A 20,001-nucleotide genomic window follows, 5' to 3' on the forward strand; every position below is an offset into this window, starting at 1 on the left:
CGCCTTCGAAGGCCGCCTGACCCCGAGCAACAACTGACACCTCAACAACCAAGATCAGCCGTTAAATTGACACACCCAGCTGTAGACGCATCCGTGCCGAGCGGGCTGTGGAGAGTGACAAGTCCTCCACAGAAGGATTCGCCAATGAATTCCCTCATGCACGATCCATCTGTCGTCACAGCATCGTTGACCGCCGTTTCGGCGGCGTTGCAGGTATTGCGGATCTGGTGGGCGTCCCGGGCTGAGGCCACTAGCATCAGCCGCGCACTGCACATCCGACGCTCCGGATTCGAGATCACGATCTGCTCGTCGGATCAGGCTCAGGAGGGGAAGCGGTGACGATCGCGCGTCCAGGGGATTCCGAAGAACTCAGCGGGCAGGAGTCGTTCGACGACTTCTACCGCCGGAGCTATGCAGCCGTGCTGGCGCACGCCCGGTGGCTGTGCGTGCACCGAGAGGAGGCCGAGGATGCTGTGCAGCTCGCATACGTTCAGCTCTGCAACCGCTGGGGGCGGATCTCAGGCTATGAGTCGCCCGAGGCGTGGCTCCGCCGCGCTGTCGGGCAACACATCATGAAGGCGGAGCGCACACGACAGCGGCGGCGCAAGTGGGAGTTGGCCTGGTTTCAAGGGCGTCGGATGGACACCCAGCCCGTGACTGCGGCTCCGGTGGAGGACACCGTCTTTGTACGACAACTCCTGCGGATCATTCCCCGCCTCCCGCGACGCCAACGCCAGGTACTGGTGCTGCACTGCTTGGAAGGGCTGCCACAGGAAGAGGTCGCCGCGGAGCTCGGCATCAGCCGCAGCAGCGTGGCCAACAGCCTGGCGCAGGCGCGTGCACGCCTGAAGAAGATGCTGGGCCTCGGCAACGACGCAGACATTGATACCGGCGACGCCCTGGTCCCTGCCCCGACACGGGACGTGCCCGCGCCTGCCGGGCTGCCCGGCTCCGACGCACTGACCGGCCTGCTCCAGGAGGCGCACCGAGGGCTCACCGCGGAGTGCGAGCCGTCGCCGGAAGAGCTGGAGCGCGGGCTTGCCACGGTACGGATGCGCGCGGCAGCTGTGGGCGAGGAATGAAGCCGCGTCCCGAAACACGCGAGCTGCTCTCAGCTGTGGTGCTCCTCGTGGTGGCGGCCGTACTGGTGGCGGGAGTTCTCCTCGTCCTCACCGTGGTCGGCGGTGTCTGGTTCGCCATCGGCGCACTTTTGCTGGCCGAGGCCGCTGTTCTGCTCCCTGTGGTCCTCGTCGTTGCAGTCGTCACGCAGCTGCTCTTCGAAGTGACCGTCGCAGTGGCCCGTCATGTCCGCCGAACCGGGGGTCTCCCTACACGGAGAGTGCGTGTCGCCCGATCCGAAGCGACTCGGCTGTGGCAGTTGATCACGGAGCTCGCCAAGGAGATGCACGCGCCGATGCCCGCTCATCTGTGGCTGACACCGGATGCCAATTGCTCGGTGTATGAGCTGCCTCAACGCCATGCGGATTGCCGGTGGAGCAGACACTTGTGTGTCGGAGTTCCGCTCCTCGTGGGAATGACGACGAGTCAGTTACGTGCGGCGATCGCCCACGAACTCGGGCACTACGCGCAAGAACGGGCCCGACTCGGCACCACCATCCACCGCGGAACCAGCATTCTCCGGGCCACGACCCGCAGCCCGGAATCCGCCCTCTTCCCCACGAGCGATATAGACGCGATCGTCCAGCGGGTCGCCGGGTTCCAGCATTACCTCCTTGAGCGGTACGCCGTCCTGTACGACACCGTCACGCTGGCGGTGCGGCGTCGCCACGAGTACGCGGCGGACCGCACCGCAGCCGCCGTTGTCGGCTCCAAGATGATGGCCGACGCGCTGCTCGCCGCCGAGGCCACGAACAGAGCGTGGGGTCGCTTCATTTCCACATATCGGCCCAGGTACCGGCACGCAAAGCCGAAGCTCCTGATGCCGGAAGACCCCTTCCAGGAATTCGCCCACCAGCTCTCGGGCACATCCCCCGCTTCTTCGACAACCCCTGATCCGCAACAACCCGAGACGTCGGCAGCCAGACGCTCAAGCCGACGGGACGCCCACCCACCACTAGCACAGCGACTGGCGGCTCTGACGGTGGACCCTGTCGCCGGGACGTCGGCATATCCGAACCAGGATCCGGCCATGACTCTGGTGAGTGGCGAGCTCCGCCTGATCAGGCGCGCTGCGGATCAGCTCCGATCGCCCGAATCCCGTTGTGACACGCTAGAGCGCTTCAACCCGGGAAGGATTCTTCGATGGGGCACCATTCCATTCACGCTCGCGGCATGGCTGGCATCATGGAGCGTCCCCCTCGCGTGGGGTCATTTTTTTGACTCGGCGACTTTCTGGGTATTGTATTTCGGGAATTCTGTTGCCTTCTCCGCTGTGCTGCTGTCCTGCACCCTCCTGTTAAGCAAGGGCAACGACAGATGGTTCACTGCAACTGCGCCGGCTCCCCGAAAATTAAGGCGCGCTATAAATTTGACAACTGCTCTTTACGTCTACTCGATCCTGGCTCTCGGATTTTTCGGAGCGCGAGAGTTCCGCATGGAAAATCTGGGTCCGGCATTAATCGTCGGATGGCTCGGTGTCAAATTCTGCAACCCTCGTGCCGAGACGTCGCTGCTCCGCATCATCTTCGTGTGCGGGGCGGCTATGGGGTTCCTGATGCAACAGAGCGGCACGTGGCCCCCTTCGCGTTGACTCTGCAGCTTCAGCATCTTGAACGAGCCCTCCGGGGACACCTGCTGATCCGCGGCCAGCGGGGTACCGGATGCAGCTCAGCCCGGATCCACCGGCTGACGTCTGTGGACAACTTCTCCGGGAATGAAGAAGAGCCTTGTGACCTGCGATGATGGGAGTTCTTGAGGCTTCCAGCACGCACGATGACAAGGCTCTTCCGAGATGCAATCTTCCCATACCCGGACTACTGGGCCGAACACACCCTCGCACCGGTGCGCTTCGCCGACGGGTTGCGCACTCTGCTCGACGCCGGGGACGCGGCGCTCGTGGAGGTCGGACCGGGCCGCACCCTGTCGACCCTCGCCGGCCCGGCCGTCGCCGGGCGGGAGACGACCGTGGTGCCGTCGATGCGGCACCCGCGCTCGGACCGGTCCGATCCCGAGGTCCTGGCGGAGGCCGTCGGCAGTCTCTGGACGACCGGCGTGGAGATCGGCTGGCGCGCGCGCCAGCCGCACCGGCGACGCGCGGCCCGACTGCCGCTGTACCCCTTCGAACGGCGGCGTCACTGGCTCACACAGCCGGCCGCCGGATCCCCGCCCGAGGCCGCCGCACCGGCGCCCGTCGCCCCGGCCGCCACCGTGACGGCGGAAGCGGCGCCCGTCGCGGCGGACGATCCGTTCGAAGGACCCGACGCCGACGTGCGGCGTTCCGTCGCCGGCATTTGGTCGGAGCTGCTCGGTGTTCCGCTGGTCGTGCCGTCGGACAACTTCTTCGACCTCGGCGGCCACTCGCTGCTCGGCACCCGGCTGGCCACCCGGCTGCGTGAGCGCTTCGGCGTGGAGGTACGGCTGCGCGAGCTGTTCACCGAGCCGACGGTGGCCGGGCAGGCCGCCCTGGTCGTCGCCCTGAGCGGGCTCGCCCGCACGCGTCCGGAGCGCCGCGAGACCTACGAAGAGGGGGAGCTGTGAAGGTCGTCGACCTGCTGCACCGGTTGCGCGAGGCCGGGATCGAACTGTGGGCGGAAGGGGAGAAGCTGCGTTTCAGCGCCCCGCCGGGCGCGCTCACCGACGAACTGCGCGCCGCGCTCAGGGAGCACCGGGACGAGGTCCTGGACCTCCTGTCCCGGGCCTCGGCCGCACCGGAGACGGCCGAAGCCATCACCCCGGCCGCGCGCGGCGCGGCACTGCCGCTGTCCTACCAGCAACGCCGTATGTGGTTCTTCGAACAGGTCCACCCCGGCACCTCCACCTACCACATGACGGCGTCCTGGCGGATCGGCGGGCGGCTGGACACCGCCGCGCTGGAGCGCAGCTTCCACGCCGTCGCGGCCCGGCACGAGAACCTGCGCGTCCGGTTCGCCGTCGAAGGCGACGAGCCGGTGCAGGTCGTCGACGACCGCGTGCACCTGCCGCTGCCCGTGATCGACCTCACCGCCGTCGCCGAGTCCGCGCGCGCGGCCGAGCTGCAGGAACACGTGGCCGCGGAGAGCACCCGTCCCTTCGATCTCTCCAGCGGCCCGCTGCTCCGTACCACTTTGCTGCGCACCGGCGAGGAGGAGCACGTTCTGGTCGTGGTCCTGCACCACATCGTCGGCGACATGTGGTCGGTGGATCTCCTGCTCAAGGAGATCACGGTCCTCTACCGGGCCGGCGGGCTCGCAGCGGACGCACGGCTTCCCGAACTCCCCGTGCAGTACCCGGACTTCGCCGTCTGGCAGCGCACCCGGCCGGCCGACGACCGGCTCGCCCACTGGACCCGGGCCCTCGCCGGGGCGCCGACCCTGCTCGAACTGCCCACCGACCGGCCCCGACCGACGGCGCCCGGCCATCTCGGCGCCCAGGAGTCGCTGGCCCTGCCCGCCGATCTGATCGCCGAGCTGGACCGGCTCTGCCGAGCCGCGGGCGCGACCCGCTTCATGGCGCTGCTGGCCGCCTTCCACGTTCTCCTCTCCCGGTACACCGGCGAGAGCGACACCCTGGTGGGCTCGCCCGTCGCCGGCCGCACCCGGGCCGAGGTGGAGAACCTGATCGGTTTCTTCGTCAACACCGTGGTGCTGCGGGCCGATCTGGCCGACGATCCGACGTTCACCGAGCTGCTCGCACGGGTGCGCGACGGCGCCCTCGGGGCCTTCGAGCACCAGGAGATACCCGTCGAACAGGTGGTGGAGGCGGTCCAGCCGCGCCGCGATCCGGCCCGCCCACCGCTGTTCCAGGCGCTCTTCGTGGTGCAGAACACCTCGACCGATCCGCTGGACCTGCCGGGCCTGGTCGTCGAGCCGCTGGACAGCAGCAGGGTCGCCACCGAGTTCGACCTGACGCTGGAGTTCACCGAGTCCGACGGCGAGCCGCGGGCCACCGTCCTGTACAACGCCGAGGTGTTCCACGCCGACACCATGCGCCGTCTGCTCGGACACTGGCGGAGGCTGCTGCGTGCGGTCGTGGCCGACCCCGGCCGGCGGGTCGGAGAGCTGCCCCTGCTGGACGAGGAGGAGCGGCACCTGTCGCTGGACCTGTGGAACGCCACCGCCCGGGATCACTCCCGGGCGCCCGTCCACGAACGCATCAGCCGCCAGGCCGCGCTCACCCCGCACGCCCCGGCCGTCGTCTTCCGCGGCCGGCGCCTGGACTACGCCGGACTCGACGCCGCCGCCGGCCGGCTGGCGGCCAGGGTGCGCGCCGCCGGAGTGAGCGCCGACCAGCCGGTCGCCGTCTGCGTCGAGCGTTCACCGGAGATGGTGGTGAGCCTGATCGGCGTGCTCCGGGCCAGCGCCTGCTATCTCCCCGTCGACGCCGCGCTCCCGCCCGAGCGTCTGGCGTACATGCTGAGCGACGCCGGGGTCCGCGTGGTGGTCACCACCGCAGCCCAGCGCCACCGCTTCGACGGCTTCCCGGTCCAGGTGGTCCTGGTGGACGACGACCGCCCGGCGCCCGAGAACCCCGAGCCGGTCGACAGTGCGCCCGGCGACCTGGCCTACGTGATCTACACCTCGGGCTCGACCGGGCAGCCCAAGGGCGTCACGGTCGAGCACCGGTCGCTGGCCAACTTCCTGTCGGCGATGGACGAGGTGATCGGCGCCGACGGCGACCCCGGCGTCTGGCTCGCCGTCACCAGCATGTCCTTCGACATCGCCGCCCTGGAACTGCTGTGGCCGCTGACCCGCGGCTGGACGGTCTTCGTGCAGGACGACGGAGATGTCCTGCCCGGGGCCGTCACCCAGAGCCCCGCCGCGACGCGGCCGCTCGACTTCAGCCTGTTCTACTTCGCGGTGGGCGGCGACGGCGACGACCCCTACCGGCTGCTGCTCGACGGCGCCCGCTTCGCCGACACCCACGACTTCTGCGCGGTGTGGACGCCCGAGCGGCACTTCGCCCCCTTCGGGGGCCCCTACCCGAACCCCTCGGTCACCTCCGCCGCTCTCGCGGTGGCCACCGAGCGGGTCCAGATCAGGGCCGGCAGCGTGGTGCTGCCGCTCCACCACCCGGCGCGGGTGGCCGAGGAGTGGGCGGTCGTCGACCACCTGTCGAAGGGCCGCGTCGGACTCTCCTTCGCCTCCGGCTGGCACGCCGACGACTTCGCGCTGGCACCGGACCCCTCCGTCTTCGAGCGCCGACGCGACACCATGCGCGAACACATCGAGACCGTTCGCCGGCTCTGGCGCGGCGAAGCGGTCCAGGTGCGAAACGGAGCCGGGAACGACATCGGGATCCACACGTTCCCGCGCCCGGTCCGGTCCGAGCTGCCGGTCTGGCTGGCGGCCGCCGGCAGCCCCGACACCTTCCGCGCCGCCGGCGAGGCCGGCGCCGGGCTGCTGACCCATCTGCTGGGTCAGAACCTCGAGGAGCTGGAACAGAAGATCTCGTTGTACCGCGAGGCCTGGAAGGCCGCAGGCCACGACGGGGACGGCCATGTCGTGCTGATGGTCCACACCTACATCGGATCCGACGCGGCCGACGTCCGTGAGACCGTCCGCGCGCCCTTCCGCGCCTACCTGCGGCAGTCGTTCGGGCTGGTCCGGTCGCTTGCGCCGAGTCTCGGCATCGACGGCGAGCCCACCGAGCAGGACGTCGAGGCGCTGCTGGACCACGCCTTCGAGCAGTACTACGACGGCGGCGCCATGATGGGGACCGTCGCCCAGTGCACCGCGATGGCCGAACGCATCCGCGCGGTCGGCGTCGACGAACTGGCCTGCCTGATCGACTTCGGCGTGCCCACCGAGGACGTCCTCGCCTCCCTTCCGCTGCTGGACACGGTCCGCCGTCGCTTCGCCGCCGCCGAGGGAGCCGCCGAGGAGGCGGACTACGGCGTCGCCGCCCAGATCGAGCGGCACGGCGTCACCCACCTCCAGTGCACGCCGTCCCTCGCGAGCGTCCTCACCACCGATCCGGGCACCGAGCGGGCCCTGCGGCGGCTGGACACCCTGGTGATCGGCGGCGAGGCACTGCCGCCCGCCCTGGCCGCGCAGCTCAGCGCCACCGCGGGGCGGGTCCTCAACATGTACGGACCCACCGAGACCACGATCTGGTCCACCTCCTGGACCGTCGCCGACCTGGACGGCGGCGTGTCCATCGGCACCCCGATCGCCAACACCCGGGTGTACGTGCTGGACGGCCGACTGGCGCCGGTCCCGGTCGGCGTTCCCGGGGAGCTATGGATTGGCGGACACGGCGTCGCCCGGGGCTATCTGAACCGGCCCGAGCTCACCGCAGAGCGATTCCGTCCCTCGCCGTTCGTCGACGGCGACACCCTGTACCGCACGGGCGACCGGGTGCGTTGGCGCGCCGACGGGCGGATCGAGTTCCTCGGCCGGGTCGACCGGCAGATCAAGCTGGGCGGTCACCGGATCGAACTCGGCGAGATCGAGGCCGCCCTGCGCGAACACCCCGCGCTCGTCCAGGCGGCGGTGATCGCGCACACCGACGCCGCAACCGGGCACCGCCGCCTGGCCGCCTATGTGGTGACCTCGGGCGCCCGTCCCTCGCCCGCGGAGCTGCGCACCACGCTGCTGCGCAGGATCCCCGAGGTGATGGTTCCCACCACGCTGATCTGGCTCGACGGCCTGCCTCTCAACTCCAGCGGCAAGGTGGACTACCGGGCGCTGCCCGACCCCGGCAGCGGCGCCGACGAGCGGTCGGCCCGCACCGCCGTCACCAGCCACGAGTACGTCGCACCGGCCGACGACACCGAGCGCGCCATCGTCGGCATCTGGCAAGACGTGCTCAGCGTCGACCAGGTCGGGACCACCGACAACTTCTTCGAACTGGGCGGCCACTCCCTGATGGCCATCCAGATGGTGTCCCGGCTGCGCGCCGCCCTGAACAAGGAGGTGACCCTGCGCACCGTCTTCGAGTCCGCCACGGTCGCCGACCTGGCCCAGGGGGTGCGCGCCCTCACCGGCGAACCCGCCGCCGACGCCGTACCGACGCTGGTTCCGGCGCCCCGCGACGGAGCGGTGCCGCTGTCCTTCGCACAACAGCGCATGTGGTTCTTCGAGTTGATGAATCCCGGCACGGCCTCCTACCACCTGTCCGCCGCCCTGCGGCTGAGGGGCCCGCTGCAGCCGTGGGCGCTGCGCCGGGCGTTCGCCGACATCGTCCGCCGCCACGAGATCCTGCGCACCTCCTTCACGGAGGTCGACGGCATCCCGATGCAGTCGCCGTCCGGGCCGAGGGAGATCCCGCTCCCCCTGGTGGACCTGTCCGGCCTGCCGGAGGACCGGCGGCGGGACACCATGCTGGAACTCGCCCACCGGGAGGCCCGCCTGCTGTTCGACCTCGAAGCGGACCCGCTGCTGCGCACCACCTTGCTGCGGACCGAGGAGCAGGAACACGTGCTGCTCCTGACCACCCACCACATCGTGGCGGACAGCTGGTCGATCGGCGTCATGGCGGCCGAGCTGGGCGTCCTCTACGACGCCCACTGCGCGGGCCGCCCCGCGCCGCTCCCGGAACTGGCCGTCCAGTACGCGGACTTCACCCTCTGGCAGCAGAGCTGGCTCGACGGCCCAGCGATGGAACGCCAGCTCGACTACTGGCGCCGGTCGCTGGCCGGGGCCCCGCCCGTGCTGGAACTGCCCTACGACCGCCCGCGGGCGGAGATCCCCACCCATCGCGGCGAGCAGGTGGTGTTCACCCTGTCGCCGGAGCTGTCGGACGGCCTGAAGACCATGAGCCTTCGGCAGGACGTCACCGTGTTCGTCACCCTGCTGACCTCCTTCATGGTGCTCCTGCACCGCTGGTCGGCCGAAGAGCACATCGTCCTGGGCGTCCCCGTCGGCGGCCGCAACGTCCCCGAACTGGAGCCGCTGATCGGCTTCTTCGCCAACATCACCGTCCTGCACACCGATCTGAGCGGCGAACCCACGTTCGCGGAGGTGCTGCGGCGGGTCCGGGAGACGGTGATCGGCGCCTACGACCACCAGGACCTGCCGGTCGAGAAGCTCGTCGCGGACCTCGGCGTCGACCGGACGCTCGCCCACAACCCCCTGTTCCAGGTGATGTTCGTCTACACCAACGACCTGGCGCTGTCGCCCGCCCTGGGCGGGCTCGAGGTCGCCCCGCTCGACGTGCACCCGGGCGATGTGTTCATGGACCTCAACATGGCCATGGAGGACGGTCCGGACGGACTGCGCGGCACCCTCGACTACAGCACCGAGCTGTTCGACGCTGAGACCGTGGAACGGCTTCTGGCGAGCTTCCAGGAACTGCTCGCGGCGGTCGTGGCGGAACCGTCCCGGCCCATCGGCGCCCTCCCGCCGGCCGGACCGGAGCGTCGGACGGCGAACTTCGTCGAGGCCCGGGAGACGGAAGACGCGGCGAGCGGGGCGGACGACGGGGCGAGTGCGCACCTGCCGCTCGTCGTCGCCGCCACGTTCACGGCCGGCCCCGTCGAGCAGTCGCTGACCTACTGGGCCGACCGGACCGGACTTCCGCTGGCCGTGGAGTTCGCGCCCTACAACCAGGTGTTCCAGCAGCTGCTCGACCCGGCGAGCGCGACGGCCGTCAACGAGGACGGCGTCAACGCGGTGCTGCTCAGGGTCGAGGACTGGGTAGACCCGGACGGTTCCCACACCTTCCACCGTGCGGTCGTCGACGAGTTCCTGCATGCGCTGGCCGCGTTCCAGGAGAACCGGCCGACTCCATTGGTGGTGGTCCTCTGCCCCGCGGCCGAGGAGTGGGCCGCCGCCCACGACGCGTGGCGCGCCCGGCTCCTCACCGGGCTGGCGGAGATCGGGGGAGCGGTGTGCCTCGACATGGAGCCGATGCTGGAGCTCTACGAGGTGGGGGACTTCAGCGATCCCATCAGCGAGCAGGCCGGCCGCATCCCCTACACGGACGAGTTCTTCGCGGTGCTCGGGACCTGCCTCGCCCGCCAGGTGTCGGCACTGGTGGGGGACTACCCGAAGGTCGTCGTCCTCGACGGAACACCCTTTCCGTCCGGGCCCGGCGAACCCGCGGGCGAGATGCTGACGGCGTCGGCGCTGGCGCTGGCCGAGCAGGGCCGGTCTGTGTACGTCTGCACCTCACCCGAAGCGGTCGGGCCGGAGCCCGGCGGGCCGGCCGGTCACGGCGTCACCGTGTGGACGGACGGCCGTCCGCCTGCCCAGGCGCTGGACGCGGCCTGCGAGGCGAGCGGCGCGACCCTCAAAGACTGCCTCTACCTCAGCGCCGACCCCGCCCACTGCGCGGACGTGCGGGCCGCCCGGCCGCATGCCCTGGTCCTCGAACACCCGGAAAAGGAAGAAGAATTGGCTGCGTTTCTGGAACACACCTGGCTCTTCGACCGGCCCGGCGCCGCTGTCGAGGGCGCGTTCTGGTGGGGGGCTCCGACCCGATGAGACTGGAAGAGCTCTTCGCGACCGTCCTGAACCTCCCGGAGGCGGAGATGACGGACGACACGGCACCTCTCACCACGCACGTCTGGACGAGTCTGGTGCAGATACAGATCGTGGTGGCCCTCGAGGACGTCTACGGAGTGACGCTCTCCGCCTCCGAGATCAGAGCATTGACGAGCCTGGGGGAGGCGCGCCGGATCCTCGTCGGCAAGGGCGTGGACGTCGGGTGAGGGGGTCCGTCCGGGGTGTGTCAGCTCCTCGGAGGCAGCCGGAGCGGACGGCCGGGAGTGAACCGTACGGGCATCGACCTGATTCCGTTGACAAAGGTCGACCCCAGGGGCTCCGCGGGGCCCACCGGCTCCAGGTCGGGCATCCGGCGGGCCAGCTCCTCGAAGAGGACACGGACCTCGAGGCGGGCCAGGTTGTTGCCGAGACAGTGGTGCGGCCCGCCTCCGCCGAAGCTCACATGGGGGTTCTCCGGACGCCGCAGGTCGAAGCGGTCGGGTTCGGCGAACACCGTGTCGTCCCGGTTGGCGGCGATGTAGTAGAGGGCGACGCGTTCTCCCTCGGCGATGCGCCGCCCGCCCAGTTCGACGTCGCGGGTGGCGGTGCGCTGGAACTGCATGACGGGCGAGACCCAGCGCAGCAGCTCCTCCACCCCGGTCTCCAGCAGCCCGGGATCGTCCACCAGCCGGTACCACTGGGCCGGATGCTCGAAGAAGGCCTGCATGGATCCGGAGATGAGGTATTGCGTGGTCAGGTGCCCGGCCGTCGCGAGCAGGAGGAAGAACAGCTCGAACTGCCGGCCCGTCAGAGCCGCGTCGCCCTCGCGGGCCATGGTCAAAACGCTCACCAGGTCGTCGCCCGGCTCACGGCTGCGCCAGGCCGCCAGGTCGTGGGCGAACTCGAAGAGCTCCATCGTGGCGCGCATCGTGACGTCGGGGAAGGCCTGCTCCAGCGGGTCGCCGAGGAGCGTGGCGAGCCGGTGGACCCGGCACCGGTCCTCCGAGTCGGGGAAGCCCACGATGTCGGCGAGCACCGCCAGCGACAGCTCGGCGGCGACGTCCCGCACGAAGTCGCACTCGCCGCGCTCGACGACCCGGTCGAGCGTCAGGGTGCACAGCGTGCGAACCCGGCGCGTCAGGGTGTCGACCGCCGACGGCGTGAACGACCTGCCGACGAGAGCACGCAACCGGGTGTGTTCGGGCGGATCGAGGTTCACCAGGGTCGTCCGGTCCGGTCCCTGCCGTACGTCCGCGGGCTGCTCGTCCAGGAATGCGCCGTTGCGTGCCGAGGAGAAGGTCAGCGGGTCCCGGGCGACCCGGACGACGTCCTGGTGCCTGGTGAGGACCCAGAACGGCGGAGCGTCCGCCCGTCGGTGCAGGTGCACCGGCGCCTCCGCGCGCAGCTGGGCGAACAGCTGGTGCGGCGGACCGGTGCGGAAGGTGAGCGGATCGAGCAGATCGATGTCCGCCAGGCGCATGCGGGTGGTCCGTTCCTCGCGTCGGGGTCTCGTCCGGCGCGACAGGGCGGCACGGACGTGCTTGGGTCACTACCGAATATGACAGACAACAGACATGGAGAGACAGCGATGTCCGACGAACTCGAAGACACCCGGACCTACACGGTGGTTCTCAACGGCGAGGAGCAGTACTCCATTTGGCCCGCGGGACGGGAGCTGCCCCTCGGCTGGCGGGAGGCGGGGGTGCGCGGTTCCAAGTCCGCGTGCCTGGACCACGTCGCCCAGGTGTGGACCGACATGCGTCCGCTGAGTCTGCGCACCCGCATGGGCCGGTGACGGCCCGTGGCGATCGGATCGAGAGCCCGGGTGAGGAGGAGGGCGAAGGAGCGCGCTATCTGAAGCCGGGCAATCGCCCCGACGTCCCGGAGGTTCCACGTGGATGTCTGCCATGACATTCCGACAGCGGGGGGTGCCACGTTGCCGTCGTCCGACCTGTTCGCCCGCTCCCGCGCCGTCACTGTGTGCGGCACGGCCACTCGCACGCTCGGTCCGCCGACCTTCTGCGGGACCTGTGCTCCCTGGTCCGCGCCGAGACGATCGGCCTGGGTTTCCTCGTCGACCGCATCGATCTCCCGGTCTGCAAGTTCCTCGATGTCGCCCTTGTGGCGAAGGGGCTTGACGACGCCGACTGGCAGGACGTCGTCGCCCGAGCGCAGCAGTACGACCCGGCGCCGACCACCTGCTACGCCCTGCACTTCACCGACGTGCTCTATCCGGGCTTCATCCCGGCTGCCGTGATTGACACCCTTGCGGCCGCCGGACACAGGCCATCTCGACACATACGAATCCGCGGACGGGCGTACTGCGCGCTGGACCACCGCGTTTCCCCACCGACTATTCGTCTGAACGCCGCAGTAGGTCACCGGGGCAGTACCGGTTGGTACGACCGTATGCCCCGGTGGCGAGCGTTCCTGGCGACAGGGCAACCCGACACGACTGGCCTAAGTACCGGAAGGAGGACGGTGGATCAGACAACTCCAAAGGCTCCGGTATCGGAGGCCCATGTCCTGACCTTGACGGTCCTGGGCGCCGGGGCCCCTTACGCGCAGCCGGACCGGTCCTGTTCCGGCTACCTCCTGCGTGCCGGGCACCACTCACTGTGGGTGGACGCCGGCCCAGGCACCCTGGCGGCACTTCAGCGCTTCGTCACGCTCGAGAGCCTCTCCGCCGTCTGGCTCTCCCATCTCCACGCCGGCCATGCCGCCGACCTGTTGGGTACTTGATACGCCCTTGCCCTTTGCGGACTGTCCCGGCCCGAGCCCCTGCCGGTGTTCGCCTCGCGAGGCTGCGCCGGGCGGCTGGCAGGCTACTTCGCCGAGACCGGAACTGGATTCCTGGACAAGGCGTTCGTCTTTCACGACCTGCACGACGGACACGAGGCAGACATCGACGGACTCCGGCTGACCAGCGCCGCCGTCGTCCACGACGTCGAGGCGTACGCCCTCCGCGTCAATCACGCGGGAGCGAGTGTCACGTACTCCGGCGACAGTGAGCCGTGCGGTGTCCTGGAAGCCTTCGCTATGGGGAGCGACATGCTTCTGTGCGAGGCGGGAGACGCCCGCGTACCGCAGAACGCGCACCTGAGGAGACACCACACGCCCGAAGAGGCCGCGGACCTCGAGCACCGAGTCGGCGTCCGTGAATTGATCCTGACGCAGGTGGATCAGCTCGGCGCGGGGGGTGCCGCACGAGGTGCAGGTGCCCTCGCGGACGCCGCGCAGTACCTCACCGTGGGCCTTGGCCATATGTCTTTCTTGGTTGCCTGGGTGTCGGCGGCTCGTCTGTCCGCCGACAGGGTTGGTAACTCCGTAACTTGTTGCGAGGTTATCCCGTTGCTGGTAACTTCGCAACAAGTTGAAGAGTTACCTTCCGGGGAGGGAGGACGGGGTGCTGCAGATCCAGCTGGGAGCCGAACGGCCCGCCGACACCGGCGACGGGCTGGGACGCGCCACGATCGGATGGCGTCCCGGAATGTCGGAGGAGGAAGCCTGGCAGGCAGGGCGCGGCATCTGGAAGTTCAACGCCGACCGGGCCCTGTCCCAGGACGAGGTGCAGATCATCAATACCGACGGCACAGTGCTCGCCGTCGCGAAGATCACCGGGATCTCCAAACACGGCGACCGCTACGCCCTCGAAGGCGAACTGCTGCGCGGCGACCTGCGGGTGGGCCGCCCCACCTCGAGCCCGCACCTGTCCCGCAACCCCGTCACCTACCTCTGAGAGCCGCGGACCGATGAGCGACTTCGACGCGATCGACTCGCTGCTCGCCTCCCTCACCCCCCAGCCCGCGCTCCCCGAGGCGCAGGTACGCCGTGACCTGCGTGAGCGGGCCGGCCTGTCGAAGGCCCAGGTGGCCCGGACTCTCGGCGTGAGCCCGTCCACGGTCACGGGGTGGGAGACAGGCCGGGACCCCTCCGGGGAGCTCAGAACGAAGTACGCCTACCTTTTGGACGGCCTGGCCGCGAAACTCGCACCCCCTGCCTCGCCGCCCGCAGACGAAGCCACCGCGCCCCGGCCCGCACCGGGCGAGAGCACACCATCCCCGGCAGCCGGCGGAGGCCTGACCGCAGGCGACGACATGGACGACGTCGAAGCTCTGGCCGAGCCCGAGCCGTGTGTCCTGTGCGGGCACCTTGCCCGCCACCAGGTCGCTGGCTTTCCCCAGCACCTCGACCCCGCTCAGTGCGCCACCCCAGAGCCTCCACCTGCCCAGCGGCCGCAGGGCCGCACGACGAAACCCGTACAGGCCGCACCCGTAGGCCGGCGTGTGCGGACCGCGTCCGACACTGACCCGTCCGGCCCGATCGCGGTGGCCGTGGCCGAGGCGCTCGAGGCGCACGAGGGCGATGTGGAGGCGGCGACCGCATCCCTGGTCAAGCGGGCGATCCCGGATGCGATGGCCCTGCTGGACGAGACCCGCAGGGGCGGCCGCTACGCCATCGTCGCCCACCCCTGGATCCCGGACATCCTGCGCAAGCAGTCCGCGCGCGGCGCCGACCAGATCTGGGAGGCCCGCCCCAAGTGGACCCGCCCCGAACTGCCCGCAGGCCGACACGAGGTGACGGCCCTGGACATCAACGGCGCCTATCTGTCCGCGCTCAAGACGCACCTGCCGCTCGGCCAGCTGGAGCACACCACCGGCAACATGCACGACCGCCGCCGCGCCGGCGTCCACCTGATCACCCCGCCCGCATGGGAGCACGGCGCCCACCTGCCCAACCCGATCGGCAACCGCGACGAACCCGGCCCCCTCTGGGTCACCGAGCCCACCCTCCGACTGCTGCTGCGCCTGTCCGGCCCGAAGTACGCCCTGTGCGAACCGCCTCAGATCCACGAGTCGTTCACCTCGGGCGCGACGGAGAGCCTGCTGGAGAAGTTCCGCATCACTCTCAAGGACGCCCGCGACACCGCGATCGCCGGCGGGGACGAGGTGACGCTGGAGTACGTGAAGGCGATGTACTCGAAGTTCGTCTCCACGATGGGGGAGTCGAACTACAACCGGGAGCTGTACCGTCCGGACTGGATGCACCTGATCCGCTCGCAGGCCTTCGCCAACCTCTGGGCCAAAGCCCTCAAGGCGCACGACGCCGGCTTGACGGTCGTCCGCGCGATGGGCACCGACGAACTCCACGTCGTCGGCGACTGGCGCCGCGTCTTCCCGGAAGGCCGCGGAGTCTCCGAAGTGAAGGTCAAGGACGTCTACTCTGTCGGCACCGCACCCGCCCACCCGGCCGCCGCCGGACACACCGACGAGAACTGACAGGGGGAGGAGTTTACGTGCCTGAGCGCACCATCGATTTCGGCAAGTACGGCGCCCAGGGCATCAAGGGCTACGAGGCCGTCGCCCGCCAGCTAGACGCTCTCGCCGACTTCATCGCTTCGCCCGTCACCACCCGGCGCGGCCTTATGGCCCGTCTGCACTACCTCACCCGCACCCCCCGCGCCCGTGCCGCTGCCTACGACGCCGGCCTGACCGTCACCGACCGCACCCTGAAGGCATGGCTGGCTGGCACCCGCACCCCCACCCGACAGAACCTCGCCCGGATCGACGCCGCCTACCGCACGGTCCGCCGCCACAACGTCGCCCGCTACCTCCTGGCCCGCCTCAACCGCACAGGCCGGGGCACCCGCGTCGAGATCCACCCGCTCAACCAGTCCGGCGTGCGTACCGCCCACCAGCGGGTCGTGGAATTCCGCACCCTCAACATCCGCCACTGGGAGGCCATCATCGACGCCTGGTCCACCGGCGACGACCGGGCCCTGGACGACGCCTGGATCGAGCAGATTGTCGACCTCGGCTCGCAGTGGGGCCAGTACGAGTACGTCACCAACATCGGCTTCGCCGCCTGAACCCCACGCACTGCACCACACTCGAAAACCGACACCCACATGGCCGAACCTGTCTCCGGGCTCTCGACGTGGTCGACGGACTTCCTCTACCGGTGACCATCCCCCTGCCCTACTCGAAGATCTACCGCTGTGCGGCGTGTTCGCCGTTTTGCGGTCGCCGTGCACCCAGGGCGCGCGACGATGAACTGTGACGCCGGGAAATGAGCCTGCTGAAGGAGGCCGTGGAAAGAATGCCGATCGACGCTGACCATGTACACGCCGCGGCCACGGTCCGCCGTCGGCAGCGTACGTTCGTGCCGCCGTCCGAGTTGCAGTCGCACCTCGCGACGAAGGCCGACACCGCTCTGCTGGACCAGCTGTTCTACGCGACGGTGGACGAATGCCCTGATCCCAACTGCCGCCCGCTGCTCCTCGACCGCGTCGCGGCCGATGCGACCGCGACGCGCAAGCTGGTCAACTGGGCCTGCCATATCGCCTCCGAGATGTATGGCGGGCTTCCCGCGGAGCTGGTGGACGAAGACGAGGCGGCGACAACCGTCTTCCGCCCCTCGCCCTTCTTCTGCAGGCTCGCCGCGGAATACCACAATCCCGGGTCGGCCTTCGATGCCGTGTATGCCACGTATGGCACCGCTCAGCGCCGTCAGGTGGCAGACAATGCTGTCGCTCTGGTCGACGGATTCCAGGTGTGGTGGACCGACTTCCTCTACCAGTGACACCCGCCCGCCCCACCCCTGCGAACCTACGGCAGATGCTCCCGAGGACCCACCTGATGGCCATCGACCCCAGCTCTGTCGTCCCGGACACCTGCACGCCCAGGGCCGGCACTTTCGCGCCTGCCCGCCGTACGCTGCGCTCCGATCAGCAGGCGGCGGTGGACAGTGGGGTACGCGGTCTGAGGAAGCCGGGTTCGCGTGGTCACATGGTCTCCGCGTGCGGAACGGGCAAGACATTGATCGCGCTGCGGACGGCCGAGGCTCTCGGCATCCAGTTCCTGCTGGTGGTAGTGCCCTCCAGGGATCTGATCGCGCAGTGGGCGGCAGCGGTCCGCACAGACGGCAGGACCGAGTCGTTGATGGCGGTGTCGTCGCTCAACGCGGACAGGCATCCCGTGTTGTCCGAGGCAGGCGCGAGCAGTACGGGGTCGGGGGAGTACCTGGCGTACTGGTTGGCCCAACGTGCCAAGAAGGACGAGCCGGCGACCGTGTTCGTGACCCTCGACTCGCTTCGGCGGATCGAGGAGATCCAGCACTCCGTCTTCCCTGCTCCCCTCTTCGATCTCGCGATCGTGGATGAGGCGCACCGCACTGCGGGCAGCTGGGACAAGGACTGGACGGTGGTCCATGACTCCTCCCGGATCCGCACGGAGCGCCGCCTGTATCTGACCGCGACGCCGTATGAGTGGGAGGCGCCGCGCCTGGCTGAGGCCCCGGATTCCCGCCCGCGCCCGAAGCGCACCCACCAGACCGCACCGGCGTGGGAGTCCCCGTCCCTGATTGCCTCGATGGACGATCGACAAGTGTTCGGGCCCCGTCTGCACACCTACACCCACGCCGCTGCGATTGAGGACGGCGTCCTGGCCGACTACCAGATCCTGGTCCCCACCATCACCGACACCGACCTGCGCACGGTCCTCACCGACCCCGACGGAGCGCACACCGGCTTCGCCCCGACCGCACGCCGGACGACCGCCCTGCACCTGGCCGTCCTCAAAGCGATGACCGAGCACGACCTCAAGCATGTGATCGTCTACTTCCAGCAGGTCGCCGACGCCGCGGACTTCGCCCGCCAGTTCGGCCACACCCTGCGCACCCTCCCACCCGAGCAGCGCCCCTCCTGGGTCGGCACCCTGTCCGTCTCGTCGATCAACGGCAACCACACACCTGACCAGCGCGCGAGACTCCTCGACCAGTTCGCGAAGGCCGACCGCGCTGTGATCACCAACGCCCAGGTCCTGTCCGAGGGGATCGACCTGCCGACCGTCGACGCGATCGTCTTCGCCTCCCGCACCGAGAGCGTGCGCCGGATCGTCCAGGCCCTGGGCCGCGCCCTGCGTAAACCCCCCACCGTCGAGGTGAAGACCGCGAGCCTGGTCATCCCCGCCTACACTTCACCCGATTCCGACCCCACCGACCTCCTGGACACCCCCTACGAAGCCCTCTGGCTGATCACCGCAGCACTGCGCCACCACGACCAGACCATCGCCGCTCGTGCCCCGCGCAAGACCACCACGCACCGCCTGGACAATGCCACCCACCGCCTCCTCACACGCCGGTTCCGCTTCGACTTCACCCTCGACCCCCACGCGATCGCCCAAGCGATGGACCTGCTGGCCTGGCCCTCCACCGGAGCGGTGCTCTCCGCACCCCGCCGCGCCGGCCTGGCCGCCGCCACCCGCTACCACACAGAACACGGCCACCTGAAGGTTCCGGTCGACTACACCGACGCATACGGCTACCGCCTGGGAGTCTTCATCGCAGGCCAGCGCACCGCCCACCGCCGAGGCACCCTGACTGCCGACTGGATCGCTGAACTCGACGCACTCGGCATGATCTGGGACGAGCACGAAGCCGCCTTCGAGGGCAACATGACCCTCATCGATGCCTTCCACGCCGAACACGGCCACCTCGCCATCCCTGCCCAGGATCCCGGCGGCCAGTTCCTCGTCGACCAACGCGGCCTCGCCCGCAAAGGCCAACTCCCAAAGCCCCGCCACACGCGTCTGACCGCCCTCGACCCCGACTGGCTCCTCCCGCACGGACCCGACTGGCACCGTAAATACCACCTCCTGGCCCGCCACCTCCAGACCGGACACGACCCCGCAACTCTGCGCCGCGACACCGTGATTGACGGCGTGAAAGCCGGCACCTGGCTGCACCGCCAACTCACCACCTGGAGTACTCTCGACGACGGCCAACGCCACCTCCTGGCCCACCTCGGCCTCACCCCCAACCACATCACCCTGACCACGACGAAGACCACCACCCCCGCCACACCCAGAACCAGGAAACGCCGCTCCTTTGAACAGACAGCCACCCTGCTGCGCGCCTTCGTGGAACGGCACGGCCGTCCTCCTGGCGCCCGGGAGGGGATCGACGTTGACGGAGAGCGCGTGATGATCGGCCCTTGGCTTTGCAAGACCCGCACCGCCCAGAAGAACGGCCAACTCTCCGAGAACCGAAGCCAGTTGATCCAGAGCATCCTCCGCGAAGCCGACGCCGTTCCCCTGGAAGAGGAGCGCCCCGGATTCTCAGAGATCCCGTAACTTTTCTGCTCGCAACTCCACTAAGGAAGCACCCCGGAAGTGCTACTGTGGGGACTTCAGTAGGGGAGACACTCAGGTTCGGAGGGAGAGCCCCTCGCCGCAGAGCACGACCTGTATCCGCGTGATTCCCGCAAACTCAAGCAGCTCTGACGCCCCCTCACCGCTGCAGCCAGCTCCAGGAGTTCGCGGAGCGAACTCCGTTGAGAGACCGCGAAGCGGGATCTCAGCCGGCCACGAAGTGGCCGGCCTACGTCACGGAGTGACGTAGTGTCAGCGATGGCGGAGCCATCGCTGATGTATCCGTCGCGTAGCGACGGCGCGTCGTCTTCGCGTAGCGAAGCGCGCGC

At 69.4% G+C, this 20,001-nt stretch carries 14 protein-coding genes; 11 read left to right on the forward strand and 3 right to left on the reverse strand.

The genetic code is table 11. The annotated features are described in order from the left end of the window. The first annotated feature begins 335 nt into the window (after positions 1-335). Positions 336-1,082: a sigma-70 family RNA polymerase sigma factor gene (locus RMT89_RS37355; RefSeq protein WP_315888214.1), complete on the forward strand. Its 747-nt coding sequence runs from the start codon at positions 336-338 to the stop codon at positions 1,080-1,082. Between the two features lie 29 nt (positions 1,083-1,111). Here RMT89_RS37355 and RMT89_RS37360 read toward each other — a convergent pair whose 3' ends face one another. Beyond that, entirely contained in the window at positions 1,112-1,306 is a 195-nt protein-coding gene (locus RMT89_RS37360) for a hypothetical protein (protein ID WP_315888227.1), read from the reverse strand. Between the two features lie 108 nt (positions 1,307-1,414). Between RMT89_RS37360 and RMT89_RS37365 the strand changes: the two genes are divergently transcribed. The 4 genes from RMT89_RS37365 (at position 1,415) to RMT89_RS37380 (ending at position 10,750) form a co-directional block, all read left to right on the forward strand. Further along, a complete protein-coding gene (locus RMT89_RS37365; protein ID WP_399498693.1) occupies positions 1,415-2,710 on the forward strand; it encodes a M48 family metalloprotease in 1,296 nt (431 codons plus the stop codon). 251 nt (positions 2,711-2,961) lie between these two features. Next, positions 2,962-3,657, forward strand: a complete 696-nt coding sequence (locus tag RMT89_RS37370) for a phosphopantetheine-binding protein (protein ID WP_315888215.1) — start codon at positions 2,962-2,964, stop codon at positions 3,655-3,657. Continuing rightward, positions 3,654-10,523, forward strand: a complete 6,870-nt coding sequence (locus RMT89_RS37375; RefSeq protein WP_315888216.1) for a MupA/Atu3671 family FMN-dependent luciferase-like monooxygenase — start codon at positions 3,654-3,656, stop codon at positions 10,521-10,523. The genes RMT89_RS37370 and RMT89_RS37375 overlap by 4 nt, the downstream gene beginning before the upstream one ends. Continuing rightward, on the forward strand, positions 10,520-10,750 hold the full coding sequence (locus tag RMT89_RS37380) for an acyl carrier protein (protein WP_315888217.1): 231 nt from the start codon (positions 10,520-10,522) through the stop codon (positions 10,748-10,750). Before RMT89_RS37375 ends, RMT89_RS37380 begins: the two co-directional genes overlap by 4 nt. Before the next feature lie 20 nt (positions 10,751-10,770). On the opposite strand, the gene RMT89_RS37385 is transcribed toward RMT89_RS37380, so the two are convergent. Next, positions 10,771-12,003, reverse strand: coding sequence for a cytochrome P450 (locus RMT89_RS37385; RefSeq protein WP_315888218.1), 1,233 nt, complete (start codon positions 12,001-12,003; stop codon positions 10,771-10,773). Positions 12,004-12,111: 108 nt separating this feature from the next. Here RMT89_RS37385 and RMT89_RS37390 point away from each other — a divergent pair, with 108 nt between their 5' ends. Further along, on the forward strand, positions 12,112-12,318 hold the full coding sequence (locus tag RMT89_RS37390; RefSeq protein WP_315888219.1) for an MbtH family NRPS accessory protein: 207 nt from the start codon (positions 12,112-12,114) through the stop codon (positions 12,316-12,318). 818 nt (positions 12,319-13,136) lie between these two features. On the opposite strand, the gene RMT89_RS37395 is transcribed toward RMT89_RS37390, so the two are convergent. Next, complete coding sequence (locus tag RMT89_RS37395) at positions 13,137-13,787, reverse strand: hypothetical protein (RefSeq protein ID WP_315888220.1); 651 nt, start codon at positions 13,785-13,787, stop codon at positions 13,137-13,139. A gap of 142 nt (positions 13,788-13,929) precedes the next feature. Between RMT89_RS37395 and RMT89_RS37400 the strand changes: the two genes are divergently transcribed. From RMT89_RS37400 to RMT89_RS37420, 5 genes are all read left to right on the forward strand, one after another. Continuing rightward, positions 13,930-14,262 carry a hypothetical protein gene (locus tag RMT89_RS37400; protein ID WP_315888221.1) on the forward strand — a complete coding sequence of 111 codons (333 nt, stop codon included), beginning with the start codon at positions 13,930-13,932 and terminating at the stop codon, positions 14,260-14,262. A 13-nt stretch (positions 14,263-14,275) separates the two neighbouring features. After that, entirely contained in the window at positions 14,276-15,802 is a 1,527-nt protein-coding gene (locus tag RMT89_RS37405) for a helix-turn-helix domain-containing protein (RefSeq protein WP_315888222.1), read from the forward strand. Positions 15,803-15,819: 17 nt separating this feature from the next. Then, positions 15,820-16,392 carry a transcriptional regulator gene (locus RMT89_RS37410; protein ID WP_315888223.1) on the forward strand — a complete coding sequence of 191 codons (573 nt, stop codon included), beginning with the start codon at positions 15,820-15,822 and terminating at the stop codon, positions 16,390-16,392. A gap of 200 nt (positions 16,393-16,592) precedes the next feature. Continuing rightward, complete coding sequence (locus RMT89_RS37415) at positions 16,593-17,105, forward strand: hypothetical protein (protein WP_315888224.1); 513 nt, start codon at positions 16,593-16,595, stop codon at positions 17,103-17,105. Between the two features lie 56 nt (positions 17,106-17,161). After that, positions 17,162-19,654: a Helicase associated domain protein gene (locus RMT89_RS37420; RefSeq protein ID WP_315888225.1), complete on the forward strand. Its 2,493-nt coding sequence runs from the start codon at positions 17,162-17,164 to the stop codon at positions 19,652-19,654. Positions 19,655-20,001 lie beyond the last annotated feature (347 nt).

This window comes from Streptomyces sp. P17, from assembly GCF_032436805.1.
Taxonomy (GTDB): domain Bacteria; phylum Actinomycetota; class Actinomycetes; order Streptomycetales; family Streptomycetaceae; genus Streptomyces.

Excerpts from the sequence above, each read along its gene's own strand:
- RMT89_RS37360 (WP_315888227.1), bottom strand. The coding sequence starts at position 1,306 with ATGACGGGCCACTGCGACGGTCACTTCGAAGAGCAGCTGCGTGACGAC.
- RMT89_RS37365 (WP_399498693.1), top strand. The coding sequence starts at position 1,415 with ATGCCCGCTCATCTGTGGCTGACACCGGATGCCAATTGCTCGGTGTAT.
- RMT89_RS37380 (WP_315888217.1), top strand. The coding sequence starts at position 10,520 with ATGAGACTGGAAGAGCTCTTCGCGACCGTCCTGAACCTCCCGGAGGCG.
- RMT89_RS37385 (WP_315888218.1), bottom strand. The coding sequence starts at position 12,003 with ATGCGCCTGGCGGACATCGATCTGCTCGATCCGCTCACCTTCCGCACC.
- RMT89_RS37390 (WP_315888219.1), top strand. The coding sequence starts at position 12,112 with ATGTCCGACGAACTCGAAGACACCCGGACCTACACGGTGGTTCTCAAC.
- RMT89_RS37395 (WP_315888220.1), bottom strand. The coding sequence starts at position 13,787 with ATGGCCAAGGCCCACGGTGAGGTACTGCGCGGCGTCCGCGAGGGCACC.
- RMT89_RS37405 (WP_315888222.1), top strand. The coding sequence starts at position 14,276 with ATGAGCGACTTCGACGCGATCGACTCGCTGCTCGCCTCCCTCACCCCC.
- RMT89_RS37415 (WP_315888224.1), top strand. The coding sequence starts at position 16,593 with ATGAGCCTGCTGAAGGAGGCCGTGGAAAGAATGCCGATCGACGCTGAC.
- RMT89_RS37420 (WP_315888225.1), top strand. The coding sequence starts at position 17,162 with ATGGCCATCGACCCCAGCTCTGTCGTCCCGGACACCTGCACGCCCAGG.